Here is a 15,311-nt window from a genome sequence, read left to right as displayed (position 1 = left end):
TAGCAACATGCCGAAATTCGCTGCGAACCTCACCATGCTCTTCAACGAAATGCCGTTCGTGGACCGCTTCGCCGGGGCCAAAGCGGCGGGCTTTTCCGGGGTCGAGTACCTCTTCCCCTATGATTTCGACAAGGCGCAGTTGCGCGAGCAGCTCGACAGCCATGGGCTGACGCAGGTGCTGCACAATCTGCCGGCCGGCAATTGGGCCGCGGGCGAGCGCGGCATCGCGATCCTGCCGGATCGCGTCAGCGAGTTCAGGGACGGCGTGTTTCGTGCCATCGACTATGCCAAGGCGCTCGATTGCGAGCAGCTCAACTGTCTCGTCGGCATCGCGCCCGTCGATGCCGATCCGCGTGAGCTCAACGAAACGCTGGTCGGGAACCTGCGCTTTGCGGCGTCGACCCTGGCGCGGGAGAACATCAAGCTTCTGGTCGAGCCGATCAACACGCTCGACATTCCCGGCTTCTTCCTGAACGGCACCGAGCAGGCCGTGCAGCTGATCTCCGAGGTGCGCTCGAACAATCTGTTCATCCAGTACGATATCTACCACATGCAGATCATGGAGGGCGACCTCGCCCGTACCATGCAGGAATATCTCCCGCAGATTGCGCACATCCAGCTCGCCGATAATCCCGGCCGCCACGAGCCCGGCACGGGCGAGATCAACTATCCCTTCCTGTTCCGCCATCTCGACGCGATCGGGTATCGCGGCTGGATCGGTTGCGAATACAAGCCGCGCACCACGACGCTGGACGGCCTGTCCTGGCACGCGGCGCAGACTTTCGAGACCTGAGGAAACTTTGACATGATCGACATCGGCTTTATCGGACTTGGCACCATGGGACGGCCGATGGCCGGTCATCTTCTGGCCGCAGGCCATCGCGTTCTCCTGCACGATGTCGGGCCGGTCGCACCCGAGCTGATCGCCGCCGGCGGCGTTGCCTGCAAGTCAAGCAAGGAGGTTGCGGAGGAAGCGGATGCGGTCATCATCATGGTGCCCGATACGCCGCATGTGGAGGCCGTGCTGTTTGGCAATGACGGCGTCGCGGGCGGCATTTCCAAGGGCAAGATCGTGGTCGACATGAGCTCGATCTCACCGCTGGCGACCAAGGAGTTTGCGAAGAAGATCGAGGCGCTCGGCGCGGATTATCTCGACGCACCGGTGTCAGGCGGGGAGGTCGGTGCCAAGGCGGCAAGCCTCACCATCATGGTCGGTGGCCCCGAGCGCGCCTTCAACAGCATGAAGCCGATCTTCGACAGGATGGGAAAGAACGTCACCCGCGTCGGCGCCAATGGCGACGGCCAGACGACGAAGGTCGCCAACCAGATCATCGTCGCGTTGACGATCGAGGCGGTCAGCGAAGCGCTGCTGTTCGCGTCGAAAGCCGGTGCGGATCCGGCACTGGTGCGGCAGGCCCTGATGGGCGGCTTTGCGTCGTCGCGGATTCTCGAAGTGCATGGCGAGCGCATGGTGAAGCGCAATTTCGATCCCGGTTTCCGCATCGAGCTGCACCAGAAGGATCTCAACCTCGCGCTTGAAGGCGCCCGCGCGCTCGGCCTGTCGCTGCCGAGCACGGCACTGGCGCAGCAATTGTTCTCGTCTTGCACCGCACATGGCGGCAAGGGTTGGGATCACTCGGCAATGGTGCGTGCGCTGGAACTGATGGCAGGGCACGAGATCGCCGCAGCCTGAACTGTTACCAGGTAACAGTCTCCACTTGTAGTTCTGCCTAGATCCGGCGGGGAACCGGAACAATGATCCGGCCCCGCGGTTGAAGGCGCACAACAATCACTGGAGACATAAGCACATGAAGACCCGTCTTGCGATTACGTTCGCTGCCGCGTCGCTGCTGGCGTCGAGTGCAGCCTTTGCCCAGTCGACGACCGAACAGGGCGCCAGGGACGGCGCTCGCGCGGGCGGCGACATCGGCGGCCCGGTCGGAGCGATGGTCGGTGGTACCGTCGGTGCGGCGGTCGGCGCTGGCCTGGAAATCCCGAATGCGATCCTCGGCGGAATTCCGCGCGATGATTCCGTCGTGGTCCACGAGCGCGTCGTGGTCGGCGAGCCACTGCCGCCGACCGTGGTGCTGCGGCCCGTGCCGAACTACACCGAATATCGCTATGCGGTCGTGAACGATCGCCGCGTGATCGTGGAGCCGCGCACGCGCCGCGTCGTTAAGATCATCGACTGATCGACCGGAGCGTGAGCTTTGAAGAGACGGGCCCTGCGGAGCGTCACTCCGCGGGGCCTTGACTCGTCAGGGCCGAATTTGCGCGAAACCGCGTCATGGCCCAATCGGCGATGGCCGCCAGCGCGAAACCGATGCAGGTGGTGCCGGCATCGACCAGAAAGTCCTCCAGCCGCGCATGCCGTCCCGGTGCCCAGAATTGCATCAGTTCCAGCAGGCCGATCAGCACCACGGCGATCGCTGTGGCCGACAGGCGGCGGCGCGGATAGGCGAGGCCGAAGGCTACTCCCACCAGGACGAAGGCAAGGGCATGTTCGCCGTCCTGGCCAAGGTCGGAATGGGGCCGTAGGCCTGGCGGGCCGAGGGTTGCAAAGGCGATGGCGGCGGCAAGCAGCCAGGCAGAGGAGCGAAGCAAAATGGACATCCGCACCGCTTAGCACGGATTGCAGCAGCCTGCCGAGGCGCCAGGATCAGATCGCCGTGTAGTTAATGACGAACCGTTAAAGTGGCTCGCGCACGCCAAGGCCGTGCATGAAGCGTTCCCGGATTTGTACGGGATCGCGTCGGGTGGCGCCGACGCCGGGCTTGTCATCGATGCGGACGGCGATCAGGCTGGGCTCGCCGGCCGACATGGCTTCCTCGACCAGACGCTCGAAATCCGCCTCGTCCGCGGCCCAGGCGCTGTTGGCAAGCCCGGAGCCGGTTGCGATGGCGACGATGTCAGCCACGTTCGCGGCCGGTGTCGGCTGCGCGCCCGTGATCTGGTAGATGCCGTTGTCCATCACGATCATGATGAGGTTCTTCGGCTTCAACGCCGCGATCGTCGAGAGTGCGCCGAGCTGCATCAGCAGCGAGCCGTCGCCTTCGAGCGCAAAGACGCGCCGGTCCGGCTGCGCCAGCGCCACGCCCAGCGCGATCGGGAAGGCGAGCCCCATGCTGCCGAGCATGTAGAAATTTTGCGCACGGTGGCCGGCGGCCCAGAGGTCGAAATTGGTGTTGCCGATGCCGCCGATCACGGCTTCCTCGTGCTCGAGTTTCGCGATCAGGCGCGAGGTGACGTCGAAGCGGTTCATCACTTTGGTGTTGCGCACGTCTGTATTCATTTGGGCCGGACTCACTTGTCGAACACCTTGCCGCCCGTGAGCAGCGGGTTGAGGATCAGCGCGACTGGCGCCTGCGTCGTGATGGCCTGCTTGATCGAACGGTCGGCAATGAATTCGAGCTCGTCGAGCCGGGTGATGGTGTGATGCTCCAGCGCCAGCGAATCCAGCACCGGACGCATGGTGCGGCAGACCAGTGACTGGCCGTAGTTGAACTCGCCGAGCGTGCCGCGCTCGGACACGAACATGATAAGCGGAATCTGGTAGGGCACCGCGAGCGAGGCCAGCACGTTGGCGAGCGTCGCAAAGCCTGAGGTCTGCATCAGCACCGCACCGCGCCGTCCGCCCATCCAGGCGCCCGAGACGATGCCGACGGCCTCCTCCTCGCGGGCGGTGGCAAAGGTGGTGAAGAACTGATCGGCGTGCAGGTTCTTGATCAGCGGCGTCAGCACGCGGTCGGGCACGTAAGGGACGAGGCTGATCTCATTCCGCTTTAGGGTTTGCAGGATGATGCCGTGCCAGCTCTTGTCACTGGAGGTCTGTGCCGCCTCGGACGAGGTTTGTTGCTCCGCAATCGGCATTGCGTTCTCCCTTCGGCCGCGCATGCTTCTTGGTCTTTGCCATTGTCTTGGCCGTCGTCTTCCGTCGCGGCGGTCTGCCGAACTTGACGCAGGCAGCGGGATTGTCAACATGTCCGGACTGCACCGTGATCTGCGCCAGACGGCCTGCCGCAGCTGGTGCCGCCGTGTCATAAGCGGCAACAACAAGAGAACGGAGGAACGCATGACAGGAACGCGCGAAGCGCTGGCCCTGCGGATCTCCTGGAGAAAGCCGGAAGGGTCCTGATGTCCGTCAACAGCAAGCGCGTCTTCTACGTCAAATATCTGGCCAATCCGATCTATATCGACATCCTGAAGGCGCGGCCCGACGTCCGGCTCGATCGCATCGAGAACGAGAGCCCCGAGGATTATTTCGCGCCGATCATCGAGGCGGCTCATGTCTACCAGATCGGCGCCGCCCGTGACGAACTGGCCCCGCACTTCCATGTCGATGCTGCCTTCCTGAAGCGCGCGCCGAACCTGCTGCTCGTCTCCAGCAACGGCGCGGGATTCGATCCTGTCGATGTCGAGGCTTGCACCGATGCCGGCGTGCTGGTCGTCAACCAGTCCGGCGGCAATGCCCACTCGGTCGCCGAGCATGCGCTGGCGATGATGCTGACGCTGTCCAAGCGCATCATCCAGTCCGACCGCAAGCTCCGCAGGAGTCCAACGTCAACCGCAACGAACTCGTCGGCAACGAGATCGAGCACAAGACCGTCGGCATCGTCGGCCTCGGCAATGTCGGTCGCCGCATCGCCGCGCTGTGCAAGGGCCTGTTCGGCATGAAGGTGCTGGCCTACGATCCTTACCTCACGGCCGAGGTGATGGCCGAGCGGGGCGGCGAGAAGGTCGAGCTCGACGAGCTGCTGCGCCGCGCCGATTTCGTCTCCATCTCCTGCCCGCTCGACAAGCGCAGCCGCAACATGATCAGCGTGCGCGAATTTGCGTTGATGCAGCCGCATGCGTACTTTATCACCACGGCGCGCGGCTTCATCCACGATGAGGATGCGCTGCTCCAGGCCTTGCGCGAGAAGCGCATTGCGGGCGCCGGTCTCGACGTCTGGTCCAAGGAGCCGCCGCCGCCGGAGCATCCGCTGCTCCAGCTCGACAACGTGCTGGCGAGCCCGCATACCGCGGGCGTCACGATCGAGGCGCGGCAGAACATGGGCCGCATCGCGGCCGAGCAGGTGCTGGATACGCTCGATGGCAAGCGGCCGCCGCGCATCATCAATCCGGAGGTCTGGCCACGCTATGTGGAGCGATTCAAGCAGGCGTTTGGTGTGACGCCGGCGTAGTTGACAGTCGCTCTGTCCTTCCGGGGTGCGATGCTCCTGCTGCCCAATGTCCCGGTTAGCGCTACGCGCCACGGAACGATCGGCGGGGGGAACCGCGCCCGACTTTGATCCGTGTCAAAATCTCCCTCCCGGATTCCGCCTAAATGGGATAAGAGTGAGCGCCGCCGGGGCAGGCAGGAGGTCCCATGTCAACTTATGTGGTCAGGTTCATGAAGGACGTGCTCGGCCAGTACGGCCGGCAGATCGAGGTGTGCCAGGGCACGCTCGAGATCGACGCTTCCGACGAGGACGAAGCCAGAGAGCGGGCGAAGGCGAGGTTTTGCGAGGATCAGGCGTTGCACCACTGGTCGCTGCATGCCGACCGCATCCAAGTCAGACCGGCTGACTTTCCCTCGTGAGGCCTGGCGGCCGGGCGCCGTGAGGTGACGCCGGCGCCGAGAGGGGACTGCTGCACCGTCTCAGTCGAGCAGCTTGTCCAGTGTGATCGGAAATCGACGGATGCGTTTGCCGGTGGCGTGATAGACGGCGTTCGCGATCGCGGCGGGAACGCCGACGATGCCGATCTCGCCCAGCCCCTTGATGCCGAGCGCGTTGATGTGCGCGTCCGGCTCGTCGACGAAGATCACGTCGATGTCGTGAACATCGGCATTCACGGGAATGTGGTACTCGGCGATGTTCGCGTTCATGATCCGCCCGAAGCGGTGATCCATCACCGTCTCCTCGTGCAGGGCCATCCCAATCCCCCAGACCACGCCGCCCATGATCTGGCTGCGGCCTGTCTTGGTGTTGAGAATCCGCCCGGCCGCGACGGCGCTCACGACCCGCGTCACGCGAATGACGTTTAGCTCTTCGTCCACCTTGACCTCGGCGAAGACGGCCGAGTGGGTGTTACGCGCGTGCTTCTTGTCCTCGCCGAATTGATTGAGCTTTTCCTTCTCGATGCGTTCGACGCCGCCGTGACGCATCGCGTCGGCGATCGAGACCGCGCGGCTGTTGTTGCTGGCGCTGGCAATGCTGCCGTCGGTCAGCACCGTATCGGCTAGCTCGGCGCCGGCGAGCGGCGAGCCTGGCATCTTCCCGGCCAGGCGTAACAGTTCCTTGCGCACTTCCTCGGCGGCTGCGAGCACCGCATGCGCGCTCGAAGCGGCCATCCAGGAGCCGCCCTCCACAGGCGCCTGCGGCAGACTGGAATCTGCGAGCCGGACGCTGATGTTCTCAATCGGCAGGCCGAGCGCATCGGCTGCGACCTGAGCCACAATGGTGTAGGTGCCGGTGCCGATGTCGGATGCGGCGCAGGACACCTCGGCATGTCCGTTCGACGTCAGCACGATACGGACGGCGACCGGCATCTGCAGTGCTTCCCACACACCCGTCGCCATGCCCCAGCCGATCAGATCCTTGCCGTCGCGCATCGAGCGCGGCGCAGGATTGCGTCTGCTCCAGCCGAAGGCGTCCGCGCCGCGCGCGTAGCATTCGCGCAACTGCTTGCTGGTGTAGGGCAGGTTTTCGCTCTGGTCGCGATCCGAGTAGCACTTCAGCCGCAATTCGATCGGGTCGAGCTTGAGTGCGACGGCGAGCTCGTCCATCGCGCATTCCAGCGCGCAGACGCCCGACGCAGCGCCCGGTGCGCGCATGTCGCTGGGGGTGGAGACGTCAAGGTGCACCAGCTTGTGGGAGAAGCGGCTGTTCGGGCTCTTGTAGAGCTGTTCGGCCCAGCCGGTATCGTTGCGGGCAAAATCCTCATAGCGCGAGGTGACGGCAATGGCCTCGTGCGTGACCGCGTCGAGGGCGCCATCGGATCTTGCGCCGAGCCCGACGCGCTCGATGGTCATCGGCCGGTAGCCGAGCCCGTACATCTGCTGCCGCGTCAGTACGACGCGAACGGACCGCTTCAGCGCGAGCGCGCCGAGTGTTGCCAACACCACCTGATATTGCGGCCGCAAGCCGGAGCCGAAGGCGCCGCCGACGTACGGCGAGACCACGCGAATGTCGTCCGGCTTCTTGTCGAACACGCTGCAGAGAAATTTGTGGACGTTCTGGACGCCTTGGGTCTTGTCGTAGATCGTGAGCTTGCCATTGCTGTCCCAGACCGCCGTGGTCGCATAGAGCTCCATCGGGTTGTGATGCTCGGTCGGTATCACGTAGTCCGCCTCGTGGCGCACATCAGCTCCCGCAAGGGCGGCTGCGGCGTCGCCCCGCGGTTTATGCGGCTCGTTCTTCTCGGCGGCGTTGCTGCGTTCGCCTTCGAGGTCGGTTGCAAAACCATGCTGCTCATATTCGACCCGCACGAGCGTCGCGGCGAATTTCGCGGTTTCCCAGTCCTCTGCGACGACAAGTGCGATCGGCTGGCCATTGAACTTGATCTTGTCATCATAAAGCGGACGGAAAGGCGAGCCTTCCTCGGGCGCCACCTCGTCCTTCCACGCCTCGTCCTTGTCGGCCAGCGACGGACGGTTCGCATGCGTGAGCACGTTGAGCACGCCCTCGATCTGCAGCGCCGCACTGGTGTCGAGGCGGGCAATGCGCCCGCATGGAATGGTGGCCTCGACGACGAAGCCATGGAGGAGCCTGTCGGCCGGAAATTCGCTGGCGTATTTGGCGGCCCCGGTGACCTTGGCCCGGCCGTCGACACGCGACGTTGCCGTTCCGACATAAGCGTTCATGGGGTCCTCACGCGATCTTCTTGTGGGCCTGGGATTGCGGCGTGGCATTCGCCGCCTGCGTCAGTGCGCGCACGATGGCGCGGCGTGCGAGCTCGACCTTGAAGCCGTTATGTGAGCGGGCCGTTGCTCCCTGGAGCAAGAGATCCGCGGCGTGCAAGAAGTGATCGGGCGTCGCGGCCTGGCCGCGCAACGCCGCTTCGACTTCAACGCTGCGCCAGGGCTTGTGCGCCACGCCGCCGATCGCCACGCGTGCCCCGCTGATCGCGTTGCCCTCCAACTCAAGCGCGGCGGCAACCGAGACCAGAGCAAAGGCATAAGACATCCGGTCCCGAATTTTCAGATAACTGTAGTTTTGAGCAAAGCCGCGCGGCGGAAGCTCAATCCCGGTGATGATCTCGCCGGTGCCGAGATTGGTATCGACATGAGGCTTGTCGCCGGGCAGCCGATGGAGATCGGTCAGCGCGATGGTGCGTTCGCCGGAGGGACCCGCGATGTGCACGAGCGCATCGAGCGCGGCGAGCGCCACGCTCATGTCCGATGGATTGGTCGCGATGCAGGCGGCGCTCGTGCCCAGGATGGCATGGTTGCGGTTCAGCCCGTCCATCGCCGAGCAGCCGCTGCCGGGATGTCGCTTGTTGCAGGGCGTGGCCGTGTCATAGAAATAAGCGCAGCGCGTTCGCTGCATCAGATTGCCGCCAACGGAGGCCATGTTGCGCAATTGCGCCGAGGCGCCGGCGAGGATGGCGCTGGCGAGCAGCGGATAGCGCTGCTCGATCAATGGATGATAGGCGAGGTCCGAGTTCGGCACCAAGGCGCCGATGCGCAAGGACCCGTCGGGCGTCTCTTCGACCTTGCGGAGCGGCAGGCGGGAAATGTCGATCAGCCGGGAGGGGCGCTCGACATTCTCTTTCATCAGGTCGATCAGATTGGTGCCGCCGGCAATCAGTTTGGCGCCGGGACCGGCGGCGAGCAAGCGGATGGCGTCGGCGACATCAGTGGCTCGAGCGTACTGGAAGTTGTTCATGGCTGGCCCATTGCCTGCTGGATGGCGGCGACGATGTTTGGATAGGCGCCGCAGCGGCAAAGGTTTCCGCTCATCAGCTCCCGGATCTCGTCGGTATCTTTGGCACGGCCTTCGGCGAGCAGTCCGGCCGCCGAGCATATCTGTCCCGGCGTGCAATAGCCGCACTGGAAGGCGTCATGGTCGATGAACGCCTGTTGCAGGGGATGCAGCGCGCCATCCTTGGCAAGACCTTCGACAGTCGTGATCTCCGCGCCGTCCTTCATGACGGCGAGCGTGAGACAGGAATTGACGCGCCGGCCGTCCACCAGCACCGTGCAGGCGCCGCACTGACCATGGTCGCAGCCCTTCTTGGTGCCGCTCAGTGCAAGATGGTCCCGCAAGGCATCGAGCAATGTGGTCCATGGCACGAGATCGAGCGTGTGACTGACGCCGTTGACGACAAGATGGATCGGAATGCGTTCGGAAATCTGATGCGTGACATCGCCCATGTCCTGCTCCCTGCGACGGCGACCGTGCCGGACGTCAGCCGTGTTGACGCGGGGGCACGCCTCCGCCGGCCAATAGCGCCCAACGGACCACCGACCGGTTGGTTCCTTGCCAGCAGTTCGCCTTTCCGAGAGGTTGCGGTCAGCGCTTTGCTTCGCCGAACACCACATTCGGCACGGCGCGGTCGACAACTTCGCGCAGCGCGAAGCTCGATTGTACCCTCGCGACGCGCGGCAGGCGCGACAGCTCCATGCGGTGGATGCGCTCGAAATCCTGGATATCGCGGGCGAGCACGATCAGGATGTAGTCGTCGGTCCCCGACATCAGGAAGCAGCGCACGACGGACGGGCATTTCACCACCTCCGCCTCGAACGCCTTCAGCGCCTCATCGCTCTGGCTTTCCAGCGCGATACGGACCAGCACCGTGGTGGTGAGGCCGAACTGCGCGAGGTCGAGCGTGGCCTGATAGCCCTGGATATAGCCGTCGTCTTGCAGCGCCTTCTGCCGCCGCGCGAGCGCGGTGCTTGATAGCCCGACCTTGTGCGCGAGCTCGGTGTGACTGGCCCGCGCGTTGGTCGTGAGCTCCGCGAGGATGGCGAGATCTTTCCTGTCGAGGGCCAAGGTTTCGTTTCCAGCGTGAAAGGGCGTTTGCGCGCCGGAAACCGGCGCAGGGAGGCCAAAGCTAGCGGATATTTGCACGAAACCAAACAGGGCACGTCGCTACGATCATGAGGTGAATCACAAGGAGGCCCGGGATGCGCGTCGGTGTGCCCAAGGAAATCAAAGTGCAGGAATATCGCGTCGGGCTCACCCCGGGTGCGGTCCGCGAATATGTCGCCGCGGGGCACGAGGTGACGGTCGAGACCGGTGCGGGCGGCGGCATCGGCGCCTCCGACGAAGACTACCGGCGGGCAGGGGCCACCATTGCCGAGAGCGCGCGCGACATCTTCGCGAAGTCCGACATGATCGTGAAGGTGAAGGAGCCGCAGACAAGCGAGTGGCCCCAGCTCCGCGAAGGCCAGATCCTGTTTACTTACCTTCATCTTGCGCCGGATCCCGAACAGGCCAGGGGTTTGCTCGCCTCCGGCTGTACTGCGATCGCCTATGAAACCGTCACCGACGCGGCCGGTCACCTCCCCTGCTTGCGCCGATGAGCGAAGTCGCCGGCCGCCTCGCTATCGAGGCCGCCGGCGCCGCGCTCAAGCGCTCCGCTGGCGGTCGCGGGCTGCTGCTGGGCGGTGTCCCTGGCGTGCAGCCGGCGCGGGTCGTCGTGCTCGGCGGCGGCGTGGTGGGAACGCAAGCCGCGCGCATGGCCGCGGGTCTTGGCGCCGAAGTCACCGTGATCGACCGCTCCATTCCAAGGTTGCGGGAGCTTGATGATCTCTTTGTCGGACGCGTGCGCACCCGCTTCTCCACCATCGAGTCGGTCGAGGAGGAGGTGTTCGCCGCCGACGTCGTGATCGGCGCGGTACTGGTGCCGGGCGCGAGTGCGCCCAAGCTCGTCACGCGTGCGATGCTGACATCGATGCGCCCAGGCGCCGTGCTGGTCGACGTCGCGATCGATCAGGGCGGCTGCTTCGAGACCTCGCACCCGACCACGCATGCCGATCCGACCTATCTTGTCGACGGCATCGTGCATTATTGCGTGGCCAATATGCCCGGCGCGGTGCCGGTGACGTCGAGCCAGGCGCTGAACAACGCGACGCTGCCGTTCGGCTTGATGCTCGCGAACAAGGGGTTTGCTGCTGTGCTGGAAAATCCACATCTGCGCAACGGACTGAATGTGCATCGCGGCCGTATCACCAACAAGGCGGTGGCGGAGAGCCTCGGGCTGGAGTTCGCTCCGGTGGAGAGCGGGCTAGCGGCGTAGCGTTGCTGCTCATGCCGGCTTGCGATGGCGGCTGCCGAGAGCTGCCTCGATCGTCCCGGGCTTCTCGATGCGTTCGATCAACATGTCGATGCGGTCGCCGCCCCAAAACAGCTCGCCGTTGAACACCATGGTCGGCACGCCGAACACGCCGAGCACTTCGGCGTCGTCGATGATGCGGTCATGCTCGGCGCGTGCGGGGCCATGGACGTAGGCTTCGAACTCGCTGGCCGAGCCACCGCAGGACGTGATGACGTCCGTGATTGCGGCGAGATCGTCGATCTCGAGCTCATGGCTCCAGAACCGACGAAACACCGTGTCGTGATACGGACGGAAGAAGCGGTGCTGTTGGGCGAACAGCATGCCGACGCTGGAATAGAACGCGTCGTAGATCCGCCTAGGCCCTTTCATGACGAGCCCTTGCGCATTGGCATAGCGCCGGGCGTCCATATAGGCGTAGCGCACCTTGCGCCAGAAATGCGGCGTGCGCTCTTCCACGGTCCCCATGAATTCGGCAACGCGCAGCGTATAGGGCAGCCATTCGAGCTCGACGCCGTGCGTCTCCTGCAGTTCGAATAGGCGCTTGTTGGCCACGAACGCGTAGGGGCTCTTATAGTCGGTGTAGACGCGCACGCGGGGGTTTGGCATTGGCAGATTCCTTTCCTACGCGCGGCGCTACCTGCTAGCCGTGGCGCCGGTGTCCAAATAGGCCGGAAGAAGAAAACTATTGCTCCGGGACCGTCCGGCGAAAGGAGTTTCCCCTCCGGCAGGCAAAAAAGCCAATCGCTTCCATTGCTGTTTGGGGCCGAAACGACGACATTTCTGTGAGAAATTGATGGATTGACTGCCATGGAACGCACCAGGTTTGAACCTTTCGGCGAGCAATTGGTGTCCGCAACGGACACCCAGCCGCGCTCGCGCGGGTCAAAGCTGCTGCTGCGGGTCGGCACCGGGCTGTTCTGGTCGCTGGTCGCCGGTATCGTGCTGGCGCGCGCGGCCTTCTTCGAGCCCGGCGTCTATGACGGCTTCAGCCGCGTCGCCTCGCTGGCCAAGAGCCTGATCTTCTAAGGCGCGCCTGATCTTCCAACGGGCGCCTGATCTTCCGAGCCAGATTATTCCGGATTGAGGATAGAACTTCCCTCGGCCCTGATATGTCGAAAACTTATTCCCCAATCGGATGGCGCTGCGTATAAATCCTTCTCCTTGGGGAGAGATTTGTGTCGCAGAATCAAGCATCCAGCCCGGCCGACGCCAAGCGGACCACGGCCATCAGCCGCATCGTCGCGCTGATTCCCGGGATCCTCCTCTGCATCGCCGTGGCCGGCGTTTCGGCCCTGCTCGAACGGGCGGAATTGGGCATCTTCGAACATCCCTATGTCGAGGCGCTGGTGATGGCGATCTTGCTCGGCATGGCTGTGCGCAGCTTTTGGAAGCCCGCGCCGCGCTGGCAGTCCGGCATCGCCTTCAGCGCCAAGCAGCTGCTCGAAGTCGCCGTCATGCTGCTGGGGGCCTCGATCAGCTTCGCTGCTATCGCGGCGTCCGGCGTCGCGCTGTTGGCCTCGATCGCGGCCGTCGTTGTGGTCGCGCTCTGCGTTTCCTTCGGCATCAGCCGGCTGCTTGGTCTCTCGACGCGGCTCTCGATCCTGATCGCCTGCGGAAACTCGATCTGCGGCAATTCGGCGATTGCGGCGGTGGCGCCGATCATCGGCGCCAACAATGACGAGATCGCATCCTCCATCTCCTTCACCGCGATCCTCGGCGTGATGATGGTGCTCGGCCTGCCGCTGCTAATTCCGCTGCTGCAGCTATCGGCTACGCAATACGGCATCCTTGCAGGCCTCACTGTCTATGCCGTGCCGCAGGTGCTGGCTGCGACGGTGCCGGCGGGACTCGTCTCGACGCAGATCGGCACGCTCGTCAAGCTGATGCGCGTGCTGATGCTCGGGCCGGTGGTCGTCGGCCTCTCGCTGACGGCGTCGCGCTGGCACAGCGATGCCAAGAAGACCAATGTCGGCTTCTTCCGCCTGGTCCCGTGGTTCATCCTCGGCTTCCTTGCGCTGGCGACCTTGCGCTCGCTCGAGATCGTGCCGTCCACGGTGATTGCCCCGATCACGCGGATCACGGGTTTTCTCACGGTGGTATCGATGGCCGCGCTTGGCCTCGGCGTCGATGTGAAGGTGCTTGCCAATGTCGGGGGACGGGTGACGGCGGCCGTGACCTTGTCGCTACTGCTGCTGCTCGGCATTAGCATCGCGCTGGTGCACTGGTTCAAGTAAGGCAAGCTGCTGCGCATACTCCACTTCCTTCTCCCACAAGGGGAGAAGGAAGTCAGCGCGCAAGTCGAGGATCCCTAAATCACATCCGCGAGCGAATGCCCGTGCAGCTCGATGTTCAGCCCCTGCATGCCCATGTCGTTGAGCTCGCCGCCCATCGCCTTGATGCTCTCCTCGCGGATCAGCGACATCAGTCCGCGGCGCAATGCCAGGAATTCCGACGACATCATCATCGACTGCTGCCGCGGCCGCTCCAGCGGGATCGGAATCTCCGCCTTGATCGAGCCGGGGCGTGCGGTCATGCAGTAGACACGGTCGGACAGGAAGATCGCCTCGTCGATGTCGTGGGTGACGAACAGCACCGAGATCTTCAGCCGCTGCCACATGTTGGTGAGGATCTGCTGCATGATGACCCGGGTCTGCGCGTCGAGCGCGCCGAAGGGTTCGTCGAGCAGCAACACTTTGGGTCCCGTCGCGAGCGCGCGGACGATGCCAACGCGCTGCTTCATGCCACCTGAGAGTTTCTCGGGGTAATGCTTTTCGAAGGCTTCGAGGCCCGCGAGTCCCAGCAGCGTGCGGGCGGCGCGCTCGCGCTGCGAGCGCGGCATGCCGCGCATCTTCAGGCCGAACTCGACGTTCTCCCGCACGGTCTTCCAGGGAAACAGCGAATATTGCTGAAACACCATGCCGCGCTCCGCGCTGGGGCCGTTCACCTTCTCGCCGTCGACGGTGACGATGCCCGTGGTCGGCTTGAGGAAGCCGGCAACCGCGTTGAGCAGCGTCGACTTTCCGCAGCCGGAGGGCCCGACGATCGAGACGAACTCGCCAGGCTTCACATGAATCTGCGTATCGGCGACGGCTTCGACCGGCCCCTCGATGCTGTCGTAGCTGAGGGAGAAGTTCTTGACCTCGATATGGCCCTGCGGTGCCTTGACAACGATCTCACTCATCTTGACCTCCACGGCATCACCAATTGTCCGGCGCCTCGGATCAACATGCTCGATCCGAGGCCAAGCACGCCGATCGCGATCATGCCGAGCGCGATGTCGGCATACTGGACCAGCGAATAGGCCTCCCAGGTGAAATAGCCGATGCCGTACTGTCCGGAGATCATCTCGGCAGCGATCAGCGACACCCAGGCCACGCCCATGCCGACGGTGAGGCCGGTGAAGATGTGCGGGAGCGAGGCCGGAAAATACACATCGCGGAAGATCGAGCGCTCCCGCGCGCCGAGACATTGCGCGGCACGCACCAGCACGGGATCGACCAGCGACATGCCGTGCAGCGTGTTGACCAGGATCGGGAAGAACGATCCGAGGAACGTGATGTAGACGATGCTCTGCTCGTTGGTCGGCCACAGCATGATGGCCATCGGCACCCAGGCAATCGCCGGGATCGGCCGCAGCACCTCCGCTACTGGGAAGATGATCTCGTGGATCAGCTTGAAGCGGCCCATGATCAGGCCGAGCGGCACCGCGACGATCGCCGCGAGCGAGAAACCGAAGAAGATGCGACGGCAGCTCAAGAGGACGTGCAGCAGGAATTTCGGATCGTGGATCGCCTTGGTGAAGCTCGCATAGACGGCGAGCGGTGAGGGCACGTTGGTGAAGCGCACGAAGAACACGACGCGATAGGTTGTCAGCAGGTGCCAGACCAGCAGAAAGGTGACCAGGGAGATGATGCCAATCGCGGTCGCACGCAGCCCGCCGCGGTTGAGCCGGTACCAGCGCAGTGCGAGCGTGCCGAAGGAGGGTGGAGATGCAGGTGGAGTGGAGGCGGGCATGGCGCTTGCCTCCGCGATTGCACTTGCCGGCA

Annotated in this window: 16 protein-coding genes and 2 pseudogenes; 8 read left to right on the top strand and 10 right to left on the bottom strand. The window is 64.1% G+C overall.

All coding sequences use genetic code 11. The features are described 5' to 3' along the window. Positions 1 to 7: 7 nt before the first annotated feature. From hyi to AB3L03_RS05815, 3 genes are all read left to right on the top strand, one after another. Positions 8 to 793, top strand: a complete 786-nt coding sequence (gene hyi, locus AB3L03_RS05825; RefSeq protein WP_204510729.1) for a hydroxypyruvate isomerase — start codon at positions 8 to 10, stop codon at positions 791 to 793. A 12-nt stretch (positions 794 to 805) separates the two neighbouring features. Beyond that, entirely contained in the window at positions 806 to 1,693 is an 888-nt protein-coding gene (locus AB3L03_RS05820; RefSeq protein ID WP_085395513.1) for a 2-hydroxy-3-oxopropionate reductase, read from the top strand. A gap of 115 nt (positions 1,694 to 1,808) precedes the next feature. Continuing rightward, positions 1,809 to 2,192, top strand: coding sequence for a DUF1236 domain-containing protein (locus AB3L03_RS05815; protein ID WP_018458594.1), 384 nt, complete (start codon positions 1,809 to 1,811; stop codon positions 2,190 to 2,192). Between the two features lie 43 nt (positions 2,193 to 2,235). Here the strand turns inward: AB3L03_RS05815 and AB3L03_RS05810 are convergent, their stop codons facing one another. The 3 genes from AB3L03_RS05810 to AB3L03_RS05800 all read right to left on the bottom strand — a co-directional run bounded on the left by AB3L03_RS05810 (position 2,236) and on the right by AB3L03_RS05800 (position 3,870). Further along, positions 2,236 to 2,613 carry a VanZ family protein gene (locus AB3L03_RS05810; RefSeq protein ID WP_368508341.1) on the bottom strand — a complete coding sequence of 126 codons (378 nt, stop codon included), beginning with the start codon at positions 2,611 to 2,613 and terminating at the stop codon, positions 2,236 to 2,238. 76 nt (positions 2,614 to 2,689) lie between these two features. Beyond that, positions 2,690 to 3,292, bottom strand: a complete 603-nt coding sequence (locus AB3L03_RS05805; protein WP_018458596.1) for a thiamine pyrophosphate-dependent enzyme — start codon at positions 3,290 to 3,292, stop codon at positions 2,690 to 2,692. 11 nt (positions 3,293 to 3,303) lie between these two features. Further along, positions 3,304 to 3,870: a thiamine pyrophosphate-binding protein gene (locus AB3L03_RS05800; protein ID WP_204510731.1), complete on the bottom strand. Its 567-nt coding sequence runs from the start codon at positions 3,868 to 3,870 to the stop codon at positions 3,304 to 3,306. A gap of 264 nt (positions 3,871 to 4,134) precedes the next feature. On the opposite strand from AB3L03_RS05800, the pseudogene AB3L03_RS05795 reads away from it, so the two are divergent. Both AB3L03_RS05795 and AB3L03_RS05790 read left to right on the top strand, forming a co-directional pair. Continuing rightward, positions 4,135 to 5,183, top strand: a pseudogene (locus AB3L03_RS05795) (hydroxyacid dehydrogenase). 185 nt (positions 5,184 to 5,368) lie between these two features. Beyond that, positions 5,369 to 5,581, top strand: coding sequence for a hypothetical protein (locus tag AB3L03_RS05790; RefSeq protein WP_007608382.1), 213 nt, complete (start codon positions 5,369 to 5,371; stop codon positions 5,579 to 5,581). Between the two features lie 60 nt (positions 5,582 to 5,641). Here the strand turns inward: AB3L03_RS05790 and AB3L03_RS05785 are convergent, their stop codons facing one another. The 4 genes from AB3L03_RS05785 to AB3L03_RS05770 all read right to left on the bottom strand — a co-directional run bounded on the left by AB3L03_RS05785 (position 5,642) and on the right by AB3L03_RS05770 (position 9,977). Beyond that, complete coding sequence (locus AB3L03_RS05785; RefSeq protein ID WP_368508340.1) at positions 5,642 to 7,846, bottom strand: xanthine dehydrogenase family protein molybdopterin-binding subunit; 2,205 nt, start codon at positions 7,844 to 7,846, stop codon at positions 5,642 to 5,644. A gap of 7 nt (positions 7,847 to 7,853) precedes the next feature. Continuing rightward, positions 7,854 to 8,870 carry a xanthine dehydrogenase family protein subunit M gene (locus tag AB3L03_RS05780; RefSeq protein WP_368508339.1) on the bottom strand — a complete coding sequence of 339 codons (1,017 nt, stop codon included), beginning with the start codon at positions 8,868 to 8,870 and terminating at the stop codon, positions 7,854 to 7,856. Further along, the gene (locus tag AB3L03_RS05775; protein WP_018458602.1) at positions 8,867 to 9,358 is read right to left on the bottom strand and encodes a (2Fe-2S)-binding protein; all 492 of its coding nucleotides are present in this window, start codon (positions 9,356 to 9,358) and stop codon (positions 8,867 to 8,869) included. The genes AB3L03_RS05780 and AB3L03_RS05775 overlap by 4 nt, the downstream gene beginning before the upstream one ends. A 139-nt stretch (positions 9,359 to 9,497) precedes the next feature. Beyond that, the gene (locus tag AB3L03_RS05770) at positions 9,498 to 9,977 is read right to left on the bottom strand and encodes an Lrp/AsnC family transcriptional regulator (RefSeq protein WP_018458603.1); all 480 of its coding nucleotides are present in this window, start codon (positions 9,975 to 9,977) and stop codon (positions 9,498 to 9,500) included. A gap of 134 nt (positions 9,978 to 10,111) precedes the next feature. On the opposite strand from AB3L03_RS05770, the pseudogene ald reads away from it, so the two are divergent. Then, positions 10,112 to 11,226 (top strand): annotated as a pseudogene (gene ald, locus AB3L03_RS05765) (alanine dehydrogenase). 9 nt (positions 11,227 to 11,235) lie between these two features. Here ald and AB3L03_RS05760 read toward each other — a convergent pair. Further along, positions 11,236 to 11,871 carry a 2-hydroxychromene-2-carboxylate isomerase gene (locus AB3L03_RS05760; protein WP_368508338.1) on the bottom strand — a complete coding sequence of 212 codons (636 nt, stop codon included), beginning with the start codon at positions 11,869 to 11,871 and terminating at the stop codon, positions 11,236 to 11,238. 201 nt (positions 11,872 to 12,072) lie between these two features. Here AB3L03_RS05760 and AB3L03_RS05755 point away from each other — a divergent pair, with 201 nt between their 5' ends. Both AB3L03_RS05755 and AB3L03_RS05750 read left to right on the top strand, forming a co-directional pair. Then, entirely contained in the window at positions 12,073 to 12,291 is a 219-nt protein-coding gene (locus AB3L03_RS05755) for a hypothetical protein (RefSeq protein WP_007593267.1), read from the top strand. A 149-nt stretch (positions 12,292 to 12,440) separates the two neighbouring features. Then, positions 12,441 to 13,499, top strand: coding sequence for a YeiH family protein (locus tag AB3L03_RS05750; protein WP_085352331.1), 1,059 nt, complete (start codon positions 12,441 to 12,443; stop codon positions 13,497 to 13,499). Between the two features lie 74 nt (positions 13,500 to 13,573). Here the strand turns inward: AB3L03_RS05750 and AB3L03_RS05745 are convergent, their stop codons facing one another. Next, the gene (locus AB3L03_RS05745; protein ID WP_026233618.1) at positions 13,574 to 14,446 is read right to left on the bottom strand and encodes an ABC transporter ATP-binding protein; all 873 of its coding nucleotides are present in this window, start codon (positions 14,444 to 14,446) and stop codon (positions 13,574 to 13,576) included. Next, positions 14,443 to 15,279 carry an ABC transporter permease gene (locus AB3L03_RS05740; protein WP_162496367.1) on the bottom strand — a complete coding sequence of 279 codons (837 nt, stop codon included), beginning with the start codon at positions 15,277 to 15,279 and terminating at the stop codon, positions 14,443 to 14,445. The genes AB3L03_RS05745 and AB3L03_RS05740 overlap by 4 nt, the downstream gene beginning before the upstream one ends. Positions 15,280 to 15,311: the final 32 nt, after the last annotated feature.

This window comes from Bradyrhizobium lupini, from assembly GCF_040939785.1.
Lineage (GTDB): Bacteria > Pseudomonadota > Alphaproteobacteria > Rhizobiales > Xanthobacteraceae > Bradyrhizobium > Bradyrhizobium canariense_D.
Note: the sequence above shows the minus strand (reverse complement) of the source record. Positions and strands in the feature narration are given on the sequence as shown.

Coding starts and splice junctions, on each gene's coding strand:
- hyi (WP_204510729.1), top strand. CDS start 8: ATGCCGAAATTCGCTGCGAACCTCACCATGCTCTTCAACGAAATGCCG.
- AB3L03_RS05800 (WP_204510731.1), bottom strand. CDS start 3,870: ATGCCGATTGCGGAGCAACAAACCTCGTCCGAGGCGGCACAGACCTCC.
- AB3L03_RS05740 (WP_162496367.1), bottom strand. CDS start 15,279: ATGCCCGCCTCCACTCCACCTGCATCTCCACCCTCCTTCGGCACGCTC.
- AB3L03_RS05785 (WP_368508340.1), bottom strand. CDS start 7,846: ATGAACGCTTATGTCGGAACGGCAACGTCGCGTGTCGACGGCCGGGCC.
- AB3L03_RS05805 (WP_018458596.1), bottom strand. CDS start 3,292: ATGAATACAGACGTGCGCAACACCAAAGTGATGAACCGCTTCGACGTC.
- AB3L03_RS05810 (WP_368508341.1), bottom strand. CDS start 2,613: ATGTCCATTTTGCTTCGCTCCTCTGCCTGGCTGCTTGCCGCCGCCATC.
- AB3L03_RS05780 (WP_368508339.1), bottom strand. CDS start 8,870: ATGAACAACTTCCAGTACGCTCGAGCCACTGATGTCGCCGACGCCATC.
- AB3L03_RS05775 (WP_018458602.1), bottom strand. CDS start 9,358: ATGGGCGATGTCACGCATCAGATTTCCGAACGCATTCCGATCCATCTT.
- AB3L03_RS05760 (WP_368508338.1), bottom strand. CDS start 11,871: ATGCCAAACCCCCGCGTGCGCGTCTACACCGACTATAAGAGCCCCTAC.
- AB3L03_RS05815 (WP_018458594.1), top strand. CDS start 1,809: ATGAAGACCCGTCTTGCGATTACGTTCGCTGCCGCGTCGCTGCTGGCG.
- AB3L03_RS05755 (WP_007593267.1), top strand. CDS start 12,073: ATGGAACGCACCAGGTTTGAACCTTTCGGCGAGCAATTGGTGTCCGCA.
- AB3L03_RS05820 (WP_085395513.1), top strand. CDS start 806: ATGATCGACATCGGCTTTATCGGACTTGGCACCATGGGACGGCCGATG.
- AB3L03_RS05790 (WP_007608382.1), top strand. CDS start 5,369: ATGTCAACTTATGTGGTCAGGTTCATGAAGGACGTGCTCGGCCAGTAC.
- AB3L03_RS05745 (WP_026233618.1), bottom strand. CDS start 14,446: ATGAGTGAGATCGTTGTCAAGGCACCGCAGGGCCATATCGAGGTCAAG.